General features: G+C 48.1%; 19 protein-coding genes. 16 read left to right on the top strand and 3 right to left on the bottom strand.

Going from position 1 to position 20,385, the window contains the following annotated elements:
* Positions 1 to 12 precede the first annotated feature (12 nt).
* Positions 13 to 363, bottom strand: coding sequence for a hypothetical protein (locus XMD564_RS11025; protein WP_173489183.1), 351 nt, complete (start codon positions 361 to 363; stop codon positions 13 to 15).
* Positions 364 to 668: 305 nt separating this feature from the next.
* Between XMD564_RS11025 and urtA the strand changes: the two genes are divergently transcribed.
* The 13 genes from urtA to ureG all read left to right on the top strand — a co-directional run bounded on the left by urtA (position 669) and on the right by ureG (position 11,672).
* Positions 669 to 1,952 carry an urea ABC transporter substrate-binding protein gene (urtA, locus tag XMD564_RS11020; protein WP_173483644.1) on the top strand — a complete coding sequence of 428 codons (1,284 nt, stop codon included), beginning with the start codon at positions 669 to 671 and terminating at the stop codon, positions 1,950 to 1,952.
* Between the two features lie 69 nt (positions 1,953 to 2,021).
* On the top strand, positions 2,022 to 3,635 hold the full coding sequence (gene urtB / locus XMD564_RS11015) for an urea ABC transporter permease subunit UrtB (protein ID WP_254445629.1): 1,614 nt from the start codon (positions 2,022 to 2,024) through the stop codon (positions 3,633 to 3,635).
* Between the two features lie 4 nt (positions 3,636 to 3,639).
* Positions 3,640 to 4,722, top strand: coding sequence for an urea ABC transporter permease subunit UrtC (urtC, locus tag XMD564_RS11010; RefSeq protein ID WP_173484045.1), 1,083 nt, complete (start codon positions 3,640 to 3,642; stop codon positions 4,720 to 4,722).
* On the top strand, positions 4,722 to 5,558 hold the full coding sequence (gene urtD, locus XMD564_RS11005; protein ID WP_173483646.1) for an urea ABC transporter ATP-binding protein UrtD: 837 nt from the start codon (positions 4,722 to 4,724) through the stop codon (positions 5,556 to 5,558). The genes urtC and urtD overlap by 1 nt, the downstream gene beginning before the upstream one ends.
* A gap of 4 nt (positions 5,559 to 5,562) precedes the next feature.
* Positions 5,563 to 6,258 (top strand): urea ABC transporter ATP-binding subunit UrtE, encoded by a 696-nt coding sequence (urtE, locus tag XMD564_RS11000; protein ID WP_173508339.1) that lies wholly within the window; start codon positions 5,563 to 5,565, stop codon positions 6,256 to 6,258.
* Between the two features lie 8 nt (positions 6,259 to 6,266).
* Positions 6,267 to 7,091 (top strand): urease accessory protein UreD, encoded by an 825-nt coding sequence (locus XMD564_RS10995; RefSeq protein WP_173508338.1) that lies wholly within the window; start codon positions 6,267 to 6,269, stop codon positions 7,089 to 7,091.
* A gap of 214 nt (positions 7,092 to 7,305) precedes the next feature.
* Entirely contained in the window at positions 7,306 to 7,608 is a 303-nt protein-coding gene (gene ureA / locus XMD564_RS10990) for an urease subunit gamma (RefSeq protein WP_173483649.1), read from the top strand.
* 11 nt (positions 7,609 to 7,619) lie between these two features.
* Entirely contained in the window at positions 7,620 to 7,928 is a 309-nt protein-coding gene (locus XMD564_RS10985; RefSeq protein ID WP_173484040.1) for an urease subunit beta, read from the top strand.
* A 9-nt stretch (positions 7,929 to 7,937) separates the two neighbouring features.
* The gene (ureC, locus tag XMD564_RS10980; protein WP_173508337.1) at positions 7,938 to 9,641 is read left to right on the top strand and encodes an urease subunit alpha; all 1,704 of its coding nucleotides are present in this window, start codon (positions 7,938 to 7,940) and stop codon (positions 9,639 to 9,641) included.
* Between the two features lie 16 nt (positions 9,642 to 9,657).
* Complete coding sequence (gene ureE, locus XMD564_RS10975) at positions 9,658 to 10,146, top strand: urease accessory protein UreE (RefSeq protein ID WP_173508336.1); 489 nt, start codon at positions 9,658 to 9,660, stop codon at positions 10,144 to 10,146.
* 38 nt (positions 10,147 to 10,184) lie between these two features.
* Positions 10,185 to 10,397, top strand: a complete 213-nt coding sequence (locus XMD564_RS10970; protein WP_173484038.1) for a hypothetical protein — start codon at positions 10,185 to 10,187, stop codon at positions 10,395 to 10,397.
* Positions 10,387 to 11,046: an urease accessory UreF family protein gene (locus XMD564_RS10965; RefSeq protein WP_173508335.1), complete on the top strand. Its 660-nt coding sequence runs from the start codon at positions 10,387 to 10,389 to the stop codon at positions 11,044 to 11,046. The genes XMD564_RS10970 and XMD564_RS10965 overlap by 11 nt, the downstream gene beginning before the upstream one ends.
* 8 nt (positions 11,047 to 11,054) lie before the next feature.
* Positions 11,055 to 11,672 (top strand): urease accessory protein UreG, encoded by a 618-nt coding sequence (ureG, locus tag XMD564_RS10960; protein WP_173495512.1) that lies wholly within the window; start codon positions 11,055 to 11,057, stop codon positions 11,670 to 11,672.
* 104 nt (positions 11,673 to 11,776) lie between these two features.
* On the opposite strand, the gene XMD564_RS10955 is transcribed toward ureG, so the two are convergent.
* Together XMD564_RS10955 and XMD564_RS10950 are read right to left on the bottom strand one after the other, a co-directional pair.
* The gene (locus XMD564_RS10955) at positions 11,777 to 14,014 is read right to left on the bottom strand and encodes an ATP-dependent DNA helicase (protein WP_173508334.1); all 2,238 of its coding nucleotides are present in this window, start codon (positions 14,012 to 14,014) and stop codon (positions 11,777 to 11,779) included.
* Complete coding sequence (locus XMD564_RS10950) at positions 14,011 to 15,672, bottom strand: VRR-NUC domain-containing protein (protein ID WP_173508333.1); 1,662 nt, start codon at positions 15,670 to 15,672, stop codon at positions 14,011 to 14,013. Before XMD564_RS10950 ends, XMD564_RS10955 begins: the two co-directional genes overlap by 4 nt.
* Positions 15,673 to 15,802: 130 nt before the next feature.
* On the opposite strand from XMD564_RS10950, the gene XMD564_RS10945 reads away from it, so the two are divergent.
* The 3 genes from XMD564_RS10945 to XMD564_RS10935 all read left to right on the top strand — a co-directional run bounded on the left by XMD564_RS10945 (position 15,803) and on the right by XMD564_RS10935 (position 20,328).
* A complete protein-coding gene (locus tag XMD564_RS10945) occupies positions 15,803 to 19,330 on the top strand; it encodes a response regulator (protein WP_173508332.1) in 3,528 nt (1,175 codons plus the stop codon).
* 84 nt (positions 19,331 to 19,414) lie between these two features.
* On the top strand, positions 19,415 to 20,029 hold the full coding sequence (locus tag XMD564_RS10940; RefSeq protein ID WP_254445628.1) for a YitT family protein: 615 nt from the start codon (positions 19,415 to 19,417) through the stop codon (positions 20,027 to 20,029).
* Positions 20,030 to 20,037: 8 nt separating this feature from the next.
* Entirely contained in the window at positions 20,038 to 20,328 is a 291-nt protein-coding gene (locus XMD564_RS10935; RefSeq protein ID WP_173508331.1) for a hypothetical protein, read from the top strand.
* The last annotated feature ends 57 nt before the right edge of the window (positions 20,329 to 20,385 follow it).

Raw genomic sequence — 20,385 nt, 5'->3', positions numbered from 1 at the left:
ATCAAAGGCCCCTTATGGGGCCTTTTCAGTTGGAGCCTTATCACAGATGAGGCGATTTTTATCAGCACGCATCGCGGCCTTTTCAAGACCGCTCCAACGGTTCGCACGCTGAATTGATGTTGGAGCCTCATCGAAGATGAGGCGATTTATATCGGTAAAAATCGCGGCCTTTTCAAGACCGCTCCAACGGTTCGCACGCTGAATTGATGTTGGAGCCTTATCGAAGATGAGGCGATTTATATCGCTAAAAATCGCGGCCTTTTTAAGACCGCTCCAACGGTTCGCGTGCCGAGTTGATGTTGGAGCCTTATCGTAGATGAGGCGATCGTTTCTGACTGCGGATGACAGGCTGAAGCCAGTCACGGCAGCTCCGTAGTTGAGTTCTCGCCTGTCAGCCGCTATATGGCTAATCTCACAACCCTAAACAAGTGCACCAAAATACCCTTAAAAAATTTACTTTTGCGATCTTTTGGTGCGCAATTCTGTCATAAATGTCACTTAATGGTGCGCTGTAAAATCTCTTCATATGCGTCAAATAGAATAATATTAATTGTTTATATTATTGTTTTTAAACATAAATAAAATTAATTTACGGACTATTTCAAAAACTGGCACGCACTCTGCAATAAGAAAAACATCTAGGTTACTAATCAAAGGAGAAGACCCTGATGTCTAAATCAACTATGTTTAAATCTGCTGCGCTAGCCTTAGCTGTTTCTGCAACGAATCTTGCAATGGCGGCTGATACGATCAAAGTGGGCGTGCTTCACTCACTGTCGGGCACAATGGCGATCAGTGAGACAACACTGAAAGACACCATGCTGATGCTGATCGAAGAGCAGAACAAGAAGGGCGGTTTGCTAGGTAAACAACTTGAGCCTGTGGTTGTCGACCCAGCGTCTAACTGGCCACTGTTTGCTGAGAAAGCACGTGAGCTAGTTGAGAAAGAGAAGGTGGACGCGATCTTCGGTTGTTGGACATCAGTGTCGCGTAAATCGGTTCTTCCGGTTATTGAAGAGCTAGACAGCCTCATGTTCTACCCAGTTCAGTATGAAGGTGAAGAGTCGTCTAAAAACGTCTTCTACACAGGTGCTGCGCCAAACCAGCAGGCGATTCCAGCGGTTGATTACCTAATGAACGAGTTGGGTGTTGAGCGTTGGGTGCTAGCCGGTACTGACTATGTCTACCCACGTACAACTAACAAAATCTTGGATGCTTACCTAAAAGCGGCGGGTGTTGCTGAAGAGGACATCATGGTGAACTACACGCCATTCGGTCACTCTGATTGGCAGTCGATTGTATCGGACATTAAAAAGTTCGGTTCAGCGGGTAAGAAGACTGCGGTTGTCTCTACCATTAACGGCGATGCCAACGTACCTTTCTACAAAGAGCTAGGTTCACAGGGCATCAGCTCTGAAGATATTCCAGTGGTTGCTTTCTCTGTCGGTGAAGAGGAGCTATCTGGTATGGATACTGGACCGCTTGTAGGTCACCTAGCTGCTTGGAACTACTTCATGAGCGTTGATAGTGAAGTGAACGATGAATTTATCGAGAACTGGCACTCATTCATTGGTAACGAAGATCGTGTAACCAATGACCCAATGGAAGCGCACTACATCGGCTTCAACATGTGGGCTAAAGCGGTTGAAAAAGCTGGTACAACGGATCCATCGGCTGTCCAAGATGCTCTCATCGGTGTCTCTGTACCAAACCTTACAGGTGGCCTATCCACTATGATGCCAAACCACCACATCTCTAAACCGGTTCTGATCGGTGAGATCCAAGATGATGGTCAATTTGAAGTGGTCTCTTCAACTTCAGGTTTGGTGGTTGGTGATGCATGGTCTGATTTCCTAGAGGGTTCTAAAGACCTTATCTCAGACTGGCGCCAGCCACTCTCTTGCGGGAACTACAACGTGAAAACCGCAACCTGTTCTGGTCAGAACTTCTAATCTTTCTTAACAAGAAAAGACCAGGCGGCAGATACTGCCGCCTTTTTTCCACCTGTAAGGAATCTCATTATGATGCGATCTGTTAGAAAATCGCTTCTAAGCTCTCTGATGCTGATCATCTCGCTGCTTGCTCTGCCAGTTCTAGCAGGCGAGGCTGAGTTTAATCAGTACGAAGAGAAGCTGACAAAAGCTAAGTTTACTGAAAAATCACGCATTATTAGCGACTGGATGGCTACCGATTCAGGCGAGGCCCTATCCTTAGTTCAACTGATGCTCGACAGCCAACTCTACTACCACAAAAAAGAGAAGCAGCTCTATCGAGTTGAGAAGGCTGAAAAGGGGGCTGAGGCAATCAGGCTGCGTGATGGCAGTTTGGTTGTGATCGACAATAAGCGTCACTTTAAACGTGTCAGTATCAATAACACTTTGCGCTCTGAATTTGGTGCGCTGCTTTCAACCGCGGCTCTGCTTGCAGAGAGTCCAGCGGATCGACGCAGTGCTGCCCTGGATTTGATTGGAACCGCAACTCCAGAGGTGGTGGGTCAATTGCGTGAGCTCATCAAGTCTGAATCCGATCCCTCTGTTCTAGAGGCCTTTAATATCGTGCTAGCTGTGGCTGACCTAAACGGTGATAACACAACACGAGCAGCGAAAGCCATTACAACACTTGCGGATACCCTTGAGCCCGCGGCTCTGGCGGCACTGACACAGTTTGTTGAGCGCTCCAGTGATGAGGTGCTTGTTGCGGCTGCTAATAAGGCTATACAGACTCACCAAGATCAGGCCTCTTTCTACTCGGGTGTTGAGACTGTCTACTTTGGACTCAGTTTGGGGTCGGTATTGGTACTTGCTGGAATTGGCTTGGCCATCACCTTTGGTGTGATGGGGGTTATTAATATGGCCCATGGTGAGCTGATCATGATCGGCGCCTACACGACCTATGTCGTGCAACTATTGATGCCTAACTCGATTGAGTACTCCCTATTTGTCGCCATTCCAGCAGCGTTTGTTGTCTCTGGTCTGGTAGGTATTGCGATTGAACGAGGTGTGATTCGCTTCTTATACGGTCGACCGCTGGAAACGCTGTTGGCGACCTTCGGTATCTCACTGGTATTACAACAAGCTGTGCGCTCGATCTTCTCACCACTGAACCGTAGTGTTGAAACACCCTCATGGATGGCCGGTTCTATTGAGATCAATCCACTTCTCTCGCTGACTGAGAGTCGTCTTTACATCATCTTCTTCTGTCTGTTTGTCTTTGTTGCTCTGTCGCTAGTCATGAAGCGAACCCGCTTGGGTCTTCAGGTGCGAGCGGTATCACAGAATCGTGCGATGGCTCGTGCTATGGGCGTTCGCTCTGAGTGGGTTGATGCGATGACCTTTGGTTTGGGGTCGGGTGTTGCCGGTGTGGCCGGTGTAGCGCTTTCACAGCTGACCAATGTGGGGCCCAATTTAGGCCAGGCCTACATCATCGACTCCTTTATGGTGGTGGTCTTTGGTGGTGTAGGGAACCTCTGGGGAACGCTAGTGGCAGGCTTGAGCTTAGGACTGGCAAACAAGGTCATGGAGCCTTGGGCGGGTGCAGTGTTAGCGAAAATTCTAGTGCTTGTGTTCATCATCCTCTTTATCCAAAAACGTCCACGTGGCTTGTTCCCACAACGCGGTCGAGCAGCGGAGGGTTAATTCGATGTTTCTATTACAGATTCTTAAAAATGATAAGGGTGGACGTTGGCTTATTGGCCTCTTGATCGCTCTGATTGTTGCGGTTCCGGTGCTGAACAGTCTGCCAGCGGATTCGGCTCTTCATGTGCCGACCTATACCATTTCTTTACTGGGTAAATACCTGACGCTGGCGCTTCTAGCGGTGGCTGTCGATCTGGTTTGGGGCTATTTGGGCATCCTTACTCTAGGGCATGCGGCATTCTTTGCGCTGGGCGGCTACGCAATGGGTATGTACCTAATGCGTCAAATTGGTGATCGAGGTGTCTATGGGAATCCCGATCTGCCGGACTTTATGGTCTTCCTAAACTGGCAGGAGCTTCCCTGGTTCTGGAGCGGTTTTGATCAGTTCTGGTTCGCAGCCTTAATGGTCCTATTGGTACCAGGGTTGCTGGCTTATGTCTTTGGCGCTCTGGCTTTTCGTTCACGCGTTTCAGGGGTCTACCTGTCGATCATCACTCAAGCGTTAACCTACGCATTAATGTTGGCGTTTTATCGTAACGAGATGGGGTTTGGTGGTAACAACGGCCTGACCGACTTTAAAGACATTATCGGATTCAGTCTGTCTGATGATGCAACCAAGATCGGGCTCTTTATTGCCAGTGCTGTGGCTTTAATGGTCGGATACTTGATCAGTCGTGCGTTAACTGAAAGCCGCGCGGGCAGAGCCTGTGTCGCAGTGCGAGATTCTGAATCGCGTGCTCGCTTTATGGGTTACCGAGTGGAGAACATAAAACTCTGGGTATTTACGATCTCGGCCATGATTGCCGGCGTCGCTGGTGCACTCTACGTGCCTCAAGTGGGCATCATCAACCCGAATGAATTTTCGCCTCTGAACTCCATTGAGGTCGTGGTCTGGGTTGCGGTGGGTGGTCGTGCCTCGCTCTATGGCGCGGTGATCGGTGCGCTATTGATTAACTATGCAAAATCTTACTTTACCGTCGAGCTACCCGATGTTTGGCTGTTCGCTCTGGGTGGTCTGTTTGTACTAGTCACGCTCTTTTTACCCAAAGGGGTGGTGGGACTGATTCGTAAAAAGGAGAGCGTCTAATGTCTGGATTCTCACTGCAAGAGTTTATGCGTCGTGATCAGGTGTTCGATATTGTGAATGCCGCACAGAGTGAGCGACTCAATGTCGATAAACAGATTCTTCTCTATCTGGAAGGGTTATCGGTTAGCTTTGATGGCTTTAAGGCGATTAATGATCTCAATCTCTACATACGAGATGGGGAGTTACGCTGCATCATCGGGCCAAATGGTGCTGGCAAAACGACGATGATGGATATTATTACCGGTAAAACAAAACCCGATACAGGTACCGCCTATTTTGGTCAAACGATTGACCTGCTCAACATGGATGAACCGGCCATTGCTGAGGCAGGAATAGGGCGCAAGTTCCAGAAACCGACGGTGTTTGAGAACCTATCGGTGTTTGCCAACCTGGAGTTGGCGATGGCACAAAATCGAGATTTCATCTCGCTTTACACTGCCAAGCTAAGCTCAGAACAGTCTGACCGAATAGCCGATGTGCAGCAGCTTATCGGTTTGGCGGAACAGAGTTTTAAACTGGCAGGCGCTCTGTCCCACGGACAGAAGCAGTGGTTAGAGATCGGCATGCTGTTAATGCAGCGGCCACGACTTCTTCTGGTGGACGAGCCCGTCGCCGGTATGACTCACCAAGAGATGGACAAGACCGCAGAGCTGCTGATCTCGTTGGCCGGTAAACACTCAGTGGTGGTGGTTGAACACGATATGGAGTTCGTTCGAAACCTAGCCGAGGGTGGTCGCACCGTGAGCGTACTGCATCAGGGTTCGGTGTTAGCCGAAGGTACCATGGATCAAGTTCAGAATGATGACCGCGTGAAGCAGGTCTACCTTGGAGAGTAGTGGGATGCTTGAACTTAACAAAGTGAATCAGTTTTACGGTGAAAGCCACACCCTTTGGGATCTTGATCTTGCTGTTCAAGAGGGTGAGTGCAGTGTCTTAATGGGGCGCAATGGTGTTGGCAAAACGACTCTGTTGGACTGTGTAATGGGGCACAACAAGATCAAACAGGGTGAGATTCGTTTCATGGGCGAGGATATCTCCAAGCTTAGCGTTGAAAAGCGCCCCAACATTGGTATTGGTTATGTACCACAGGGTCGTCAAATTTTTCCGTTGATGACCGTTGAAGAGAATCTTCAGATCGGATTGTCTGTATTGCCACGCGGCGCACGCAAAATACCGGACTATATTTTTGATCTATTCCCCGTTTTAAAAGAGATGTTGGCTCGTCGTGGTGGGGATTTGAGTGGTGGACAACAGCAACAGTTAGCCATTGCTCGAGCACTCGTGGTCAATCCTAAATTGTTGATCCTGGATGAGCCTACTGAGGGTATTCAGCCCAATATTGTCCAGCAGATCGGGGATATTATTCGACAATTGAACCAAGAGCTTGGGCTGACCGTTCTGCTCGTTGAGCAGAAGCTCCCTTTTGCTCGCAAAGTCGGAGATGTCTTCACACTGCTAGATCGTGGGCGCAATGTTGCTGCTGGCTCAATGGATCAACTTGATGATACATTGGTTTCAAAGTATCTAACGGTTTAAGGGATATTGTGAACGCACTGACTGGCCGCCAAGGGTGGCATGCTGAACTGACGCTTGGTTATCAACTGCGCGGTGATAAGACGCGCTTGGTGGACTCCAAACGGGAGGGACCATTGGCGGTACAGCGCGCCTTTTATCCTGAAGGCGAGGTATGCCACACCTACCTGCTACATCCCCCCGGAGGTGTGGTGGCCGGTGATGACCTGAATATCGATTTGCAGGTCTCCAAGGATGCTAAGGTTCTACTGACAACACCAGGGGCGACTAAGTTTTATCGCTCTATCGGTCCAGTTGCAGAGGTCTCTCAGCGCTTAACGGTCGCTCATGGCGGCTCTTTAGAGTGGATGCCACTGGAGAATATATTCTTCCCAGGCACCCTTTCCCATATTGTCACCGAAGTGCATTTAGAGACGGGCGCTCATTTTATCGGCTGGGAGATCAACTGCTTTGGTCGTCCCTCTAATGAAGAGCGTTTTGAAACCGGGCAGTTAAGTTCAGAGATGCGAATCTATCGTGACGGCGAACCTGTGCTGTTCGATCGATTTGCAACCGATGGGACTTCCCTTATCGACAGTTCGATCGGTTTAAAAGGGGTGTCAGGTTATGCGTCGATGGTCGCGACCGTTGATGATCAGGATCTGCTAGAGCAGGTTCAACAGCTGCTGTCAGATGATCCGCTTTCAGGCGCGACCTTGATGGATGGTCTACTGGTCGTTCGCACCATTTCAGAGCAGAGCCAAGAGGTTATTTCCCTCTTTTCTAGCGTTTGGCGTCTCATTCGGCCTCTATCTCTTGGAAAAGTGGCTGAAGTGCCTCGTATTTGGGCAACCTGAGCCAAGTTAATTCTAAAACGCACTCAAAGAGTGCGTTTTTTTTGCCAAAAATTCAGCTGGGTTATTCTGTTTGTTGTCGATTTTTTGAATTTTTCAAGATGATGTCTGCTATTTGTTCGATTTTATTCGATTTTTAGGCTTTTTATAAAAACTGGTCTCTATTTTGCTAAGTCTAGTTTATTAACTCTCATGAACACCGCTTAAGGGAACTATCATGGAACTGACACCCAGAGAGAAAGACAAACTACTGATATTCACCGCAGCGCTGCTCGCTGAACGTCGTAAAGATCGTGGTTTGAAATTGAACTATCCCGAAGCGGTTGCGCTCATCAGTGCAGCAGTGATGGAAGGGGCACGCGATGGTCGCACGGTTGCTGAATTGATGGACTATGGCCGCACCTTGCTGACTCGTGAAGAGGTTATGGAGGGGGTGCCTGAGATGATCCATGACGTTCAGGTTGAAGCGACCTTCCCTGACGGAACCAAATTGGTCACCGTCCATGAACCGATTGTTTAAGAGGTGGCTTAATGATTCCAGGTGAATACAAAGTTGATGCGGGCAGTATCAATCTTAATGAGGGTCGAGAGACCATCAAAGTCAGCGTCGCGAACACCGGTGATCGTCCGGTTCAGATTGGCTCTCACTACCACTTCTATGAGGTCAATGAAGCCCTCATTTTTGACCGTGAAAAAGCACGGGGTTTTAGACTAAACATCGCCGCGGGAACAGCGGTCCGTTTTGAACCAGGTCAATCGCGCGAGGTCGAGTTGGTGGCACTGACTGGTGACCGCGTTGTTTATGGATTTCAAGCCAAAGTCAGTGGCCAATTGGATTAGGAGATCAGAATGTCTGTTATTGATCGCACCGCGTATGCAGAAATGTTTGGTCCAACCACAGGCGACCGTGTTCGCTTAGCGGATACCGAGCTCTGGTTAGAGGTCGAGAAGGATTACACGACCTACGGTGAGGAGGTTAAGTTTGGTGGCGGCAAGGTTATCCGTGATGGTATGGGCCAGAGCCAAGCCTGCCGTGTTGATACACCGGATCTGGTCATTACCAATGCATTGATTCTTGATCACTGGGGGATAGTAAAAGCCGATGTTGCTGTTCGCGATGGTCGTATCTTTGCGATTGGTAAAGCCGGTAATCCTGATATCCAACCTAATGTTGATATTGTCGTTGGTCCCAGCACAGAAGTGATTGCCGGTGAAGGCAGTATTCTAACGGCTGGCGGGATTGATGCTCACATTCACTTTATCTGTCCGCAGCAGGTCGATGAAGCGCTCTGCTCAGGTGTCACCACGATGATCGGTGGGGGTACAGGTCCAGCCACCGGTACTAATGCAACCACCTGTACACCGGGTGCATGGAACATTGCTCGAATGCTGGAAGCAGTAGACTCTTTACCAATGAACTTCGGGTTCTTAGGTAAGGGTAACGCCAGTCTTCCCGAGCCGTTAATCGAGCAGGTTGAAGCGGGTGCTATCGGGCTTAAATTGCATGAAGATTGGGGCACTACGCCCGCTTCAATCGATAACTGCCTGAGCGTTGCAGAGAAATACGATGTTCAGGTTGCGATTCATACTGACACATTAAATGAATCAGGCTTTGTCGAAGCGACACTGGATGCGATCGGTGACCGAGTCATTCACACCTACCACACAGAGGGAGCGGGTGGTGGTCACGCACCAGATATCATCAAGGCTGCAGGGCTTAAAAATGTGCTGCCTTCGTCGACCAATCCAACACGTCCATACACCATTAATACGGTGGATGAGCACCTCGACATGCTAATGGTTTGTCACCATCTAGATCCAAGTATTGCTGAGGATGTCGCCTTTGCAGAGTCACGTATTCGTCGTGAAACCATCGCCGCAGAGGATATCCTTCACGATCTTGGCGCTTTTTCGATGATCTCATCAGATTCACAAGCGATGGGTCGAGTTGGGGAAGTTGTCATTCGTACCTGGCAGACTGCGCATAAGATGAAAGTACAGAGAGGCCCTTTAGAGGCGGACTCTGAGCGCAACGATAACCATCGTTTGAAACGCTACATTGCTAAATACACTATTAACCCGGCCATCGCCCACGGGATTTCACACGAAGTGGGGTCAATTGAGGTCGGTAAACTGGCCGATCTGGTGTTGTGGAAACCAGCCTTCTTTGGCACTAAACCGAGTCTGGTGTTGAAGGCGGGTATGATCGCGACGGCCCCTATGGGCGATCCTAATGCATCCATTCCAACGCCTCAGCCTGTTCACTATCGTCCAATGTTTGCCAGCATTGGTAAAGCGGTTCAAAGCACGTCAATGACCTTCCTATCTCAAGCAGCTGTTGCTGCTGGAGTGGCTGAAGAGCTTGGTCTGCAGTCTATGATCGGCGTGGTGAAAGGGTGTAGAACCGCCACCAAAGATCAGATGGTTCATAACGATTGGCAGCCCGATATTCAGGTGGATCCTCAAACCTATGAGGTCACTGCAGATGGCATGACGTTGACCTGTGAGCCGGCTGAAATATTGCCGATGGCGCAGCGCTATTTCCTATTTTAAGTAAGACAGTAACGAGATGATTAAACTGAATAAAAAGTTGGAGTCCCATTCAGCTGAAACCGATCTGACCCTTGAGTTGACCATTGATCAGCGCATACGCAGCCGTCTGAGAGTAACGCTCTCTAATGGTACAGAGGCCGGTTTGGATCTACCACGCGGGGAGATACTTCGTGGGGGCGAACAGTTAACGAATGATGACGGGGTGGTTGTGACAGTGCAGGCCGCGGCTGAACCTCTGTCAGTGGTTAGAACCAGTGACCCACTTCTAAGATCACGTATCTGTTATCACCTGGGTAACCGGCACGTGCCGCTTGAGATCAATGATGAGTATGTCAGCTACCAACATGACCATGTGTTGGACGACATGGTGGTTGGATTGGGTGGTGCAGTGACCTGTGAGTCACTGCCGTTTGAACCTGAGGCTGGCGCTTATGGTGGTTCTAGTCATGGACACTCGCACAGTCATTCACACAGTCATTCAGATGATCATCAACATTCACATTAATTCTTTATAGATTAAGTATTTAACAGGAACCTAATACAATGAACATTAAATTATTGTCGCTTCTTATGATCGCCCCAACTGCTGCCTTTGCTCATACGGGTGATCACTCTAATTTGGCTTCAGCTTTGGGGCATGCCTTCTCCTCAGTTGAGCATGCAGCACTCTCTTTGGCCGTTGTTGGCTCCATCGCAGCAACACTGGCCCTAGCGACCCGTATTAAAACCAAAGCACAGGCGCAACGTGCTAAGTGATCTTCGTCTTTTTCAGCTGATCAGTCCGTCACTGCCGGTCGGTGCATTCACCTACTCGCAAGGGTTGGAGTTGGCGGTTGAAGCGGGCTGGGTAGACTCTCAAGAGCGATTTGAAGCCTGGTTAACAGGACAGTTAAATCACTCCCTAACGACACTTGAGCTACCGATGCTGGATCGTATGCTTAACGCATTAGATGAAGCCGATGCACAGGCATTTAACCAACTGACAAAAGAGTTGATCGCTTGGCGCGAAACCAAAGAGCTTCGTCTTGAAGAGAAGCAGCGTGGGGCCGCGTTAGCGCGCCTGCTTCCCCAGTTGGATGTAAACCTAGAAGGTCTCTTGTTGGAGGCCTGTCAGCGAACGCAGTTAGCAGGGATCGCGATTGCCGCGCATCAATGGCAAATCCCTCGGGATAAACTGTTTGCCGGTTATCTGTGGAGCTGGCTAGAGAATGCCGTTATGGCTGGCGTTAAGCTGATTCCACTCGGTCAGACGCAAGGCCAGCAGACGCTACAACGAATGGCCTCTTCATTAGAGCAGTCAGTTGAACAATCGAAAAGGGTATTAAACCCCAGTAGCGTGACGCCAGCATTAGCGATTGCAAGCAGTCGACACGAAACACAATACACACGATTATTTAGATCTTAGGAGCAGTCATGAGTGACTATAAATCCCCACTTCGAATTGGCGTAGGTGGTCCAGTAGGTTCCGGTAAAACAGCACTACTCGAGGCGTTGTGTAAAGCGATGCGAGATCACTACAACCTTGCCGTTGTGACCAACGATATCTACACCCAAGAGGATGCAAAGATTTTGACTCGCGCTGAAGCGTTAGAGCCTGATCGCATCATTGGTGTAGAAACGGGTGGTTGCCCGCATACTGCCATTCGTGAAGATGCCTCAATGAATCTAGCGGCAGTTGAAGAGCTGGCGCAACGACATAAAACACTGGACCTTGTCTTTGTTGAGTCTGGCGGTGATAACCTCAGTGCGACCTTCAGCCCAGAGTTGGCGGATCTTACGATCTACGTCATCGATGTGGCAGAGGGCGAAAAGATCCCTCGTAAAGGTGGACCGGGTATCACTAAATCGGATCTGTTGGTGATCAACAAGATCGATTTGGCCCCTTACGTCGGTGCAGATCTCTCGGTGATGGAGTCGGATACCAATCGAATGCGCCCCGAGAAACCTTGGGTCTTTACCAATCTAAAAGAGGGTAAAGGGCTGCAAGATATCATCGACTTCATCGTGCATCAGGGGATGTTGGATAGTTAATTGAAGCGGCGGATGACAGGCTGAAGGCCAGTCACCCTAACCAGTGCATCGCGGCCTTTTTAAGACCGCTCCAACGGTTTGTTCGCTGAGTTGATGTTGGAGCCTTATCGTAGATGAGGCGATGGCCACCAGCTCGGTAGCATTGCCTGTATCTCAGGCGATGCAAACCGAGGATCAATCAGCGTCAGCGTTCCTCGATCCTCAGCCGTGCGTATCAAACGCCCACAGGCTTGAATTACCTTTTGCAAACCTGGGTAAAGGTAGGTGTACTCATACCCCTTGCCGAATCGTTCATCAAAACTGTTTCGCATCAGATCATGGAACTCATTAAAGGGTGGTAGGCCCAAGGTGGCAACCGTTACGCCAATCAGTCGATCTCCTGGAAGATCGACCCCTTCCGAAAAAAGACCACCCAGTACTGCCAAACCTAGCTTTCGACTGTTCGGCGTGAAAGCATCTAAAAAGTCCTGTCGCTCGGCATTGGACATAGCTTGGCTTTGCGGGTGCAGATCAATGTCTGGATCCATCTCAGCAATAGCCTTTTCAATTTCGTTTAGATAACTAAAGCTAGAGGCGAAGAAGAGGTGGTTGCCCGGATTTTGGTGATACAGCTCCATTAGTAACTCTGCGATAGGTTGTATCGAACGCTCTCTAAATTGATAACGAGTATCGATATCTCTGCGAAGGGTTAATCGGATCTGGTCAGGTTCAAAGGGTGAGGGCAGCGACCCTGATACGGGTTCATTTAGGCCAAGCAGTTGTTGGTAGTAGTCAAACGGTTTTAGCGTGGCAGAGAAGAGCGTCAAGCTGTGAAGAGATTGCCAGCGCTCAACCAGGAATAGTGATGGATCCATATTGAGTATGGCCAACTCGCCTCTACCTCTAAGGCGTTTCTCTACTCGGGCAATGGAGTGTTCACCAAATTGTTCAGCCAACTTTAAATAGGCCGAAGAGGCAAAGAGTAAATTTTGCAGTTCCAGGCTTGATGGATCGGTGGCCAGCTCTTCACCGATGACTGAGCAGAGATTCTGCAGTGCATTCTCTAGTTTGTCTGGTAGGTAGTTAATAAACTCTTGTTCACCTGTTCGATCACTAAACAGCTGTTGCCAGGCGCGTTGCACAGAATCCAAGGCGCGTTGTAAATCCTGATTGTTAGTGTCAAAACGATAATCACTCTGGCGAAGTTCCAGCGAGTAGAAGTCGCGACAGCGGCTGATCAAATTGTGAGACTCATCCACCAGTGCTGAGACCTTTCGCTCATCTTGAACAAGGTAGCCATACAAAATAGCACTAGGTGCTAGAAATTGATTGATATCAGCCACCACAATATCGGCCCAGCGCGCCAATTCTTGCCCTAAAAAGTAGGGGCAGAGGGAGTGCTGCTTAGCAAGCCTTTGCAGTGCTGTCTGATCAAAGGTCTGTTGTTGTTTTGTAAACGCTTCATGACGAGCAGCCGGTAGGCGATCAAAAAAGCCTTTTGCCAGTGGGCAGCTATCGCCTTGACAGAGCTTGTCTGGCTCGATGCAGCCCGCCTCTTTGGAGGTCATCTCAATGAGCGTGAGTGGAATGGGTGAGTCGCTTTGAATTAACTCAAAGGCATCCAGTGCCACTCTACGGGCTGTATTTCGGGTTGTCAGATAGTAGAGGCTGTCCAACGACTCGGTCTGAAGCGCCTTAATCGCTGGAAACAGGGTGCCCAAGGTTTTTCCTGATCCAGTGGGCGCCTCTATAAGCAGTTGTTTGGCTCTGTTGTTCGCTTTGTAGACGGCTTCAGCCAGCTCCCGTTGCCCCTTTCTGAAATTTGGAAAAGGGAAAGCGAGCGACGCAATATGGCTTTGCCGAGCCGCTCGGTGTTGATCGAGAGTGCTCTGCCAGGTTTGATAGTGAGTCACTCGTTGTTTGAGCTCTTCGATCAGCTCCGCAGCATCCACAGTAAAGTCGAAGTGTGTAACTTCGTCGGAAGCGATCTCCAGGTAGCTCAATCTCAAGTGAATCTCTTGCAATGATTCACTCATGCATAGCATGGCACCATAGCTGCGAAGTTGTGCCAGATGAAGCTGTCGCTGTCCCGTTGACTGGCGTTCAAGATCCCCGCGGTGTGTCTTTATCTCTTCAACACGATTCTGGCTAGGGTCCCAACCATCGGCTCTGCCTTTTAGGTGGAAATCTTCGATATCCACAGCCACAGGGAACTCTGGGATATAGCTCTTAGGACGACGCATTTGCAGTCGTTTATGCCCCTGTATCCCCTCCAGCGCTGTGGGAGCCGGCGTATATCTTAGATCGATATCACCAGATCGATCGCAAAACTCACACAAGGTGCGAACCGAGAGGGCTCTCATTCGGGGTGACTCCAATCGATCCAGTAGACGGAGCAGGGGATATCATGACGGACAAAAAAATCCAGCCAGAGTTTTTGGTTGTCCTGAAGGCGATCGCCAGGCCCCTTCACTTCGATCAGTTCATAACTCTCGTCGTCACTATTAAATTGAATCAGATCAGGGAAACCACTGCGATGCGTTCTAATGTCCATCAAAAGTCGTTCAAAAATCCTTTTTAAATGATCTGCAGGGATAAAATTTAATGCCCGCTCAACAAGTTCCTCTGTCAGTACAGACCAATGGATGAAGCTGTTTGTTATACCCTGCTTCTCTCTGAATCGTTGCCGAATGGTTTCACGATACTGGCCCGTTTCGATTTGAGTCATCGCCTCGGCAATGAGAGGGGTGCGTCTCTCTTTGAAGTGACTTCGGTAGAGGTCGGCTGGGCGCGATTGGAAGGGGTTAAAAAAAGCGCCGGGAACCGGGGCATAGATCACATCCCAGAAGAGCAGGCCAAAGAGTCCATTGATTAAGTGGTTTTCGACGTAATCGCCGTGCGAGTTTTCGTTCGTTAAGTGCTCTGCAACCTGTCGTTCAACGGATACCCCCTCTATTTGATCCAGGGTTAACCTCTGTTGAGGCGGGGCTAGGAGTGGTGATGCACTGTATTCAACACCCAATTTTTTACTGCTACGTTTTAACAGACGCTGGTAGGCAAGTTGAGTTAACGGAGTAGGGTTGTCCTGTTGTAATAGCAGTGTCCGCTCATGACACTCTTCCAGTTTCCCTAAGCGCTCTAATAGGCGGAGTTCGCGTATGTGAGCATCTTGAATGCTCAGTTGCTGATAGACCCTTAGAGCCTGTGTTTGATCCTCACGCTCCAACTCTCTCGCCAATAGATAGAGCACGCGATCTTTGCGACCTGCCAGCCAAGTGCTTATCGGTTCGATTCTTTGTGTGGCTAGGATTCTCTCTTCAATCGATAAGAGACAATCGCCGGTCAACAGATGCTCTAAATCGATGTATTGATCAAGGTCCTCTCTGCGATGAAACGCTCGACTCTCTAGGCTAAGTTCAACGGGCTCATAGTTGAAGTAACCTAGCTCCGTAACGACAAATTCACTCCAGCTTTGATGTAGGTTTCCAAAAAACATCAACTTGAGACGCTGAAATAGTGGGTCACACAAAAGATGGAGAGTATCACCAAGCACGGGTAGATGCTGGTGAAGGGGAAGGGGGGCAGTGTTACTCATTTGCAGTGAGTCATACAGGGTCTGTTTTGAACTGCTTTTACTTAAGGGTTTTGAGCTCAGTTGGTTGTGCAACATTAACAACTCTTGCCGATTAAGCAGTTTGAAACACTCTTGAACGGATAGCGGTTGGTTGAGTGCTATCAGTTTGGCACTGACTAATGAATCAATTAATGCTTCAGTTGGCTCCGTGATCTCTTGGTAGTGATCGATGTGGCGCATCAAAAAATTAGATTGGCTGCGCATCACCATTCTTATTAACAAGGCCTGCGCTGGCTCACACAATGACTGAAACTGAGACAGCCGATCTAACTCTTCATCTGTCAGAAGATCCTGATAAACCTTAACGACCCAGTCGATCAGTGTCTGTGCATTTTGTAGGTAATAGAGAGGGTTGGTTAACTCGGCTGTAGTGATTGAATGGGTCATCTTAATGAGCTTATCTCTAAACCGAAAAGGCTACAAAGTAGAAAGAAAAAAACCAAAACATTGGTTTCATTATGCCAGAAATGGACTACTCTTAAATGAGGATAAATCCCTTTTCTAGCGGAAGTTATAAATGCAGTTCTCTCTTGGTAGCAATTTATTCATCAATGCCTTTTTAAGACTATTAATCGTGCTATTAGTCCCAATAGGGCTATACAGCTACACGATTATTGAGACTGAGACAGCGCGTTATGACAGTGAGCGTCAAGTCACTGATGACCTGCTTGAATCCGTTGGGGTCGTTATCCAAGAGGATCTTGATTTTCTATCACAAGATTTAGAGACCTTGATCAACTCCAAAGAGATCATAGAGTACACCAATAACCCCAGCGAAGAGGCCAGGCAAGGTGTTGAGAACTACTTAGCCCTTCTGTCAACGGTCAGTCGACGTTACGATCAGGTTCGAATCCTTTCCCATCTTGGGTATGAAACCGTTCGAGTGAACTACTCTTCAGGCGAGGCTGTCATCACTCCCACTGAATTTCTGCAAGACAAATCAAACCGTTACTATTTTTCCGAAGCGTTAAGCCTAGGTCCGAATGAGAGTTATGCATCACAGCTTGACCTGAATGTTGAGAATGGTCAGATAGAACAGCCCCATAAACCGATGATTCGTTTAAGTCATAAACTGATAAACGATGCTGGCGATCTGATAGGTGTGCTAATACTGAACTATTTAGCAGAGAACATTCTGCATGAGATGGATGTTGCAGCAACGCTCCCAGGGACTATTGAGCTGGTTGATGATGAGGGCTACTGGATCTTTGATGAGACAGGTCAATTTAATTGGAGTCGCCAACTCGGCGGGCAAAGCAGTTTTGCCGATACTCACCAGGCGATCTGGTACTCACTCAAAGCCACTAGCGATAACCAGGTCAATAAAATAGAGGAAGCCTCGGTGTTAAGGCTTCAATACCCTCGTTCTATCGGAAGTCTTGTCGTTGAATCGCCCAGATCACTTTATCTTATCTCCGAGTTTGAGCCCCTCAACCTTCCGAAGCTGGTACAAATGGAGTTGCTTCAACCCATTCCCATTGGCGTTGGACTAACCTTGGCGTTATTAAGCCTGTTATGGAGCCGTGCGGCCGTTAAAGAGTTGATTGCAGAAAATACTTTAAAAAAAGAGTCTGCGATACGTGAAAAGATCATCAGTAACTCACTGATCCCGACCATTTTGATCACCGATAAAGGTCTGATTGTTGAGTTTAACCAGGCGGCCGAAAAACTCTTTGGCTATAGACACTCAGAGGTGCTCAATCAAAACGTCAAAATGCTGATGCCGGATCCAATGAGGTCACATCACGATGGCTATTTAGACAGCTATAAAAGAACCGGCGTTAAACATGTAGTCGAAAGCTCGCGAAAAAGTTTTGCACTGACGAAAGAGGGTCAGACCTTCCCAGTCGAAATTGCCGTGACTCAGATCTGGATTGGTGAGAAACCCTATTTTGTCGGTAACCTGCGTGATTTGACGACAGAGTATGAACTGGAAAGCCAAGCTCAAGTCTATCGAGAAGAGCTAGAGCAAGCGGTAGAACAGCGCACAATGGAATTGGCTGCAACGAACGAAGAGCTGATCAGTCGTTCACAAGAGGCGGAAAGGCTTGCCGCGGTTAAAAGTGAATTTTTAACCAATATGAGTCACGAAATTCGTACCCCCCTGAACTCAATCATTGCCATGTCACAGATGCTGCAGCGCAAAGGCAGTGAGTTAGACGCTGAACACATTGGTGCTCGTTTAATGGCTGCAGGAAAATCCCTACTTGCCGTGATTAATGACATTTTGGACTACTCAAAACTGGGCGTTCATAAGCTGGATATATCGCCCAGTCCCTTTGATTTAGAAAAATTGGTTAACAACTTGTCGGCGATCATGCACAGCGCTGCACTGAATAAACCGCAGGTTGAGTTGGTGATCAACAATGCCACCCATCTGGAAAATCAGGTAGTGGGTGATGAAGTTCGCATTCAACAGGTCTTAGTGAATCTTATCGGCAATGCGATTAAGTTTACTGAGTCGGGCTACGTCAAATTAGAGATCATTACGCTCAGTAAAACGGCCGATTCTGTTGAGCTGCTTTTCTCGGTCAAAGACAGTGGTATTGGCATCGCTGAAGAGAATTTAAATCTGATATTTGAAGCCTTCGAACAAGGTGAATCAAGTACCCATTCAAAATTTGGGGGGAGTGGTTTAGGACTCTCAATCAGTCAATCACTCCTTAACTTGATGGGATCTACACTGAAAGTTGAGAGTCAGCAGGGTAAGGGCAGTACTTTCTCATTTATGCTAACCATGCCTTTGGGTGATGCGTCCGTTAGACACCAGAGCAGCTCATTGGATGTATTAATTGCAGACGATCATGAGGTGGCGCGTGAAGCGATTCGATCCATTGTCGACTCGATTGGTTGGCGCTCTGAAGTGGTCAATGGTGGCGCTATGGTCATTGATAAAGTGATCAAGGGATCAGAAATTAAAGATATCATCCTGTTAGATTGGGATATGCCTGATGTGGATGGATTAACGGTTGCGAAGCAGTTGAAAACTCATTTGCCTAGCGATAAAACGCCGATCATCGTCATGGTGACTGCTTACGGAATGAAACAAGTTAAAAGCTCATCTGACAGTCAATACGTGGATCTTATTCTCGAAAAACCGATCACAGCATCAGATCTGTACGATGCCTATCAAAAAACAATTCAACCGAACGCAATTCAATACAAAGATCATGCGGCCCACTCATTGCAGGACATCCGACTGTTGGTGGTAGATGATAATGAGTTTAACCGTGAGGTGGCAGTTCTCTCGTTTGAATCAGAAGGGGCGAGTGTTATTACCCTAAATGATGGGCAAGAGGCGGTAAATTGGCTGAAAAGTCATGCGACTGAGGTCGATCTTATCTTAATGGATGTGCAGATGCCCATCATGGATGGTTATCAAGCAACAGAGACGATACGCAAAGAGTTAAAACTGGATATTCCAATTGTGGCTTTGACTGCGGGCGCTTTTGAACAGCATAAGCAGGCAGCACTGGAGTCCGGAATGAACGACTTTATCGCCAAACCTTTTGATATTGATAGGTCGATCGAAGTCATCAATAAATGGGTATCAACTGTAACCAAGGTCGATGAGCTTTCAATAGAGGATTTTGAGCTTCGACTAAAAAATCACTCGACTCCAGACCGTAATGATGTCCTCCAGCAAAGTACTGATAACGCAGACTTCAGACAAGAGGCTGTAAACATCTCTACAGAACAATCAAACAATGCTGAAGAGTTTGATTCCGAATTTTTCAATCGAGAGCAGGCACTCTCATACTGGAAAACAGAGGCCAAACTGAAAAGCTATTTGGTTAGGTTTAAATCGGAATATCAATCGGTTGATGAACAGCTTAAAACACTGGACCCTGTTGCAGCTGAACAGTTAGCACACAAGTTAAAAGGGGCGTCAGCGGTGTTGGGTTTACCAGCACTCAGTCACAAGGCTAAAGCGTTGATGGATGTCTACAACTCAACAAGTCTTGGAGATGTTGATCTATTAATCGACGAACTTAAGACGATACTCGATGAAACTTGGCGTTTCATTGATCAGTATACCGAGTAACTCTCAACCCATTCCTAAGGTACAATCGTCGCTACGAATTAAACGATCCGGTGGCGATTGTGCCTTAGTTATAGGGATGAAACCTTGGAAAAACTCAAATTAGAACCGACCAAGCACACACTGTTTGAAGATCTGCAAGCCATAGTGACGGGTACCCTTGCTGTAGCCATGGGTGTTCTTTTTCTTAAAGAGGCGGGCTTATTAACAGGGGGAACCACGGGGTTAGCGATCTTAATTCACTACTCAACCGGTTTTAATTTTGGGTTGACCCTGTTCCTGACGAACTTGCCATTTTACTTGTTGGCTATCGCTCAGATGGGGTGGGCTTTCACCTTAAAAACCATGCTCTCTGTTGCACTGGTCTCTTTACTGACAGAACTGATTCCAAACTGGTTGGTCATAGAGGGAATCGATCCTCTGTTTGCCAGTATCGGTGGTGGCCTCCTTATTGGGATTGGTCTTCTAATTGTCTTCAGACATCAAGCGAGTTTGGGTGGATTGAATGTTCTCGTGCTCTTCATTCAAGAACGCTACGGTATTCGTGCTGGCAAATTACAGATGGTGCTGGATTCACTGATCGTGATTGCTGGTTTGTGGTTAGTCACCCCATGGCTTTTGGCCGTCTCTGTACTCGGCGCCATCGTATTGAATTTCGTTCTGACCACCAATCATAAACCGGGCCGCTATACAGGTTTCTAGGAGTCATAATGAATCGTCGTTGTCCTGTCTGCCAAACGTCCCTTAGAGGGCCTGAGTACTCACGAAAGCGCCAATCCTACCTTACGGCGTTCGACTGCCCATCCTGCGAAACCCCATTGAAGCTGGCCAATGATGTTTACTTATGGGTGTTGCTTGCGTTTCAGGTTCTGCCAATCTCCATTTTGTCAGAACAACTCACTGAAACTCGCCTAGCAGAGACCTTAATGACCGGCTCAGGTCTATTGACGCTGGTAGGCGTTATAGGCGTCGTTGTTCGTTTTCGTTACGTGAAAGCCTAAAATCATAGGGTATTTAGAGCCGCATCTGCGGCTCTTTTTATTTTTATTACGTAATTT

This window comes from Marinobacterium sp. xm-d-564 (genome assembly GCF_013283345.1).
Lineage (GTDB): Bacteria > Pseudomonadota > Gammaproteobacteria > Pseudomonadales > Balneatricaceae > Marinobacterium_E.
This window is presented reverse-complemented; position numbering and strand designations above follow the sequence as displayed.

What these genes read in the sequence shown, in the direction of transcription:
- urtA (WP_173483644.1), top strand. Translation starts at nt 669, where the DNA reads ATGTCTAAATCAACTATGTTTAAATCTGCTGCGCTAGCCTTAGCTGTT.
- urtB (WP_254445629.1), top strand. Translation starts at nt 2,022, where the DNA reads ATGATGCGATCTGTTAGAAAATCGCTTCTAAGCTCTCTGATGCTGATC.
- urtC (WP_173484045.1), top strand. Translation starts at nt 3,640, where the DNA reads ATGTTTCTATTACAGATTCTTAAAAATGATAAGGGTGGACGTTGGCTT.
- urtD (WP_173483646.1), top strand. Translation starts at nt 4,722, where the DNA reads ATGTCTGGATTCTCACTGCAAGAGTTTATGCGTCGTGATCAGGTGTTC.
- urtE (WP_173508339.1), top strand. Translation starts at nt 5,563, where the DNA reads ATGCTTGAACTTAACAAAGTGAATCAGTTTTACGGTGAAAGCCACACC.
- ureA (WP_173483649.1), top strand. Translation starts at nt 7,306, where the DNA reads ATGGAACTGACACCCAGAGAGAAAGACAAACTACTGATATTCACCGCA.
- XMD564_RS10985 (WP_173484040.1), top strand. Translation starts at nt 7,620, where the DNA reads ATGATTCCAGGTGAATACAAAGTTGATGCGGGCAGTATCAATCTTAAT.
- ureC (WP_173508337.1), top strand. Translation starts at nt 7,938, where the DNA reads ATGTCTGTTATTGATCGCACCGCGTATGCAGAAATGTTTGGTCCAACC.
- ureE (WP_173508336.1), top strand. Translation starts at nt 9,658, where the DNA reads ATGATTAAACTGAATAAAAAGTTGGAGTCCCATTCAGCTGAAACCGAT.
- XMD564_RS10970 (WP_173484038.1), top strand. Translation starts at nt 10,185, where the DNA reads ATGAACATTAAATTATTGTCGCTTCTTATGATCGCCCCAACTGCTGCC.
- ureG (WP_173495512.1), top strand. Translation starts at nt 11,055, where the DNA reads ATGAGTGACTATAAATCCCCACTTCGAATTGGCGTAGGTGGTCCAGTA.
- XMD564_RS10955 (WP_173508334.1), bottom strand. Translation starts at nt 14,014, where the DNA reads ATGAGAGCCCTCTCGGTTCGCACCTTGTGTGAGTTTTGCGATCGATCT.
- XMD564_RS10950 (WP_173508333.1), bottom strand. Translation starts at nt 15,672, where the DNA reads ATGACCCATTCAATCACTACAGCCGAGTTAACCAACCCTCTCTATTAC.
- XMD564_RS10945 (WP_173508332.1), top strand. Translation starts at nt 15,803, where the DNA reads ATGCAGTTCTCTCTTGGTAGCAATTTATTCATCAATGCCTTTTTAAGA.
- XMD564_RS10935 (WP_173508331.1), top strand. Translation starts at nt 20,038, where the DNA reads ATGAATCGTCGTTGTCCTGTCTGCCAAACGTCCCTTAGAGGGCCTGAG.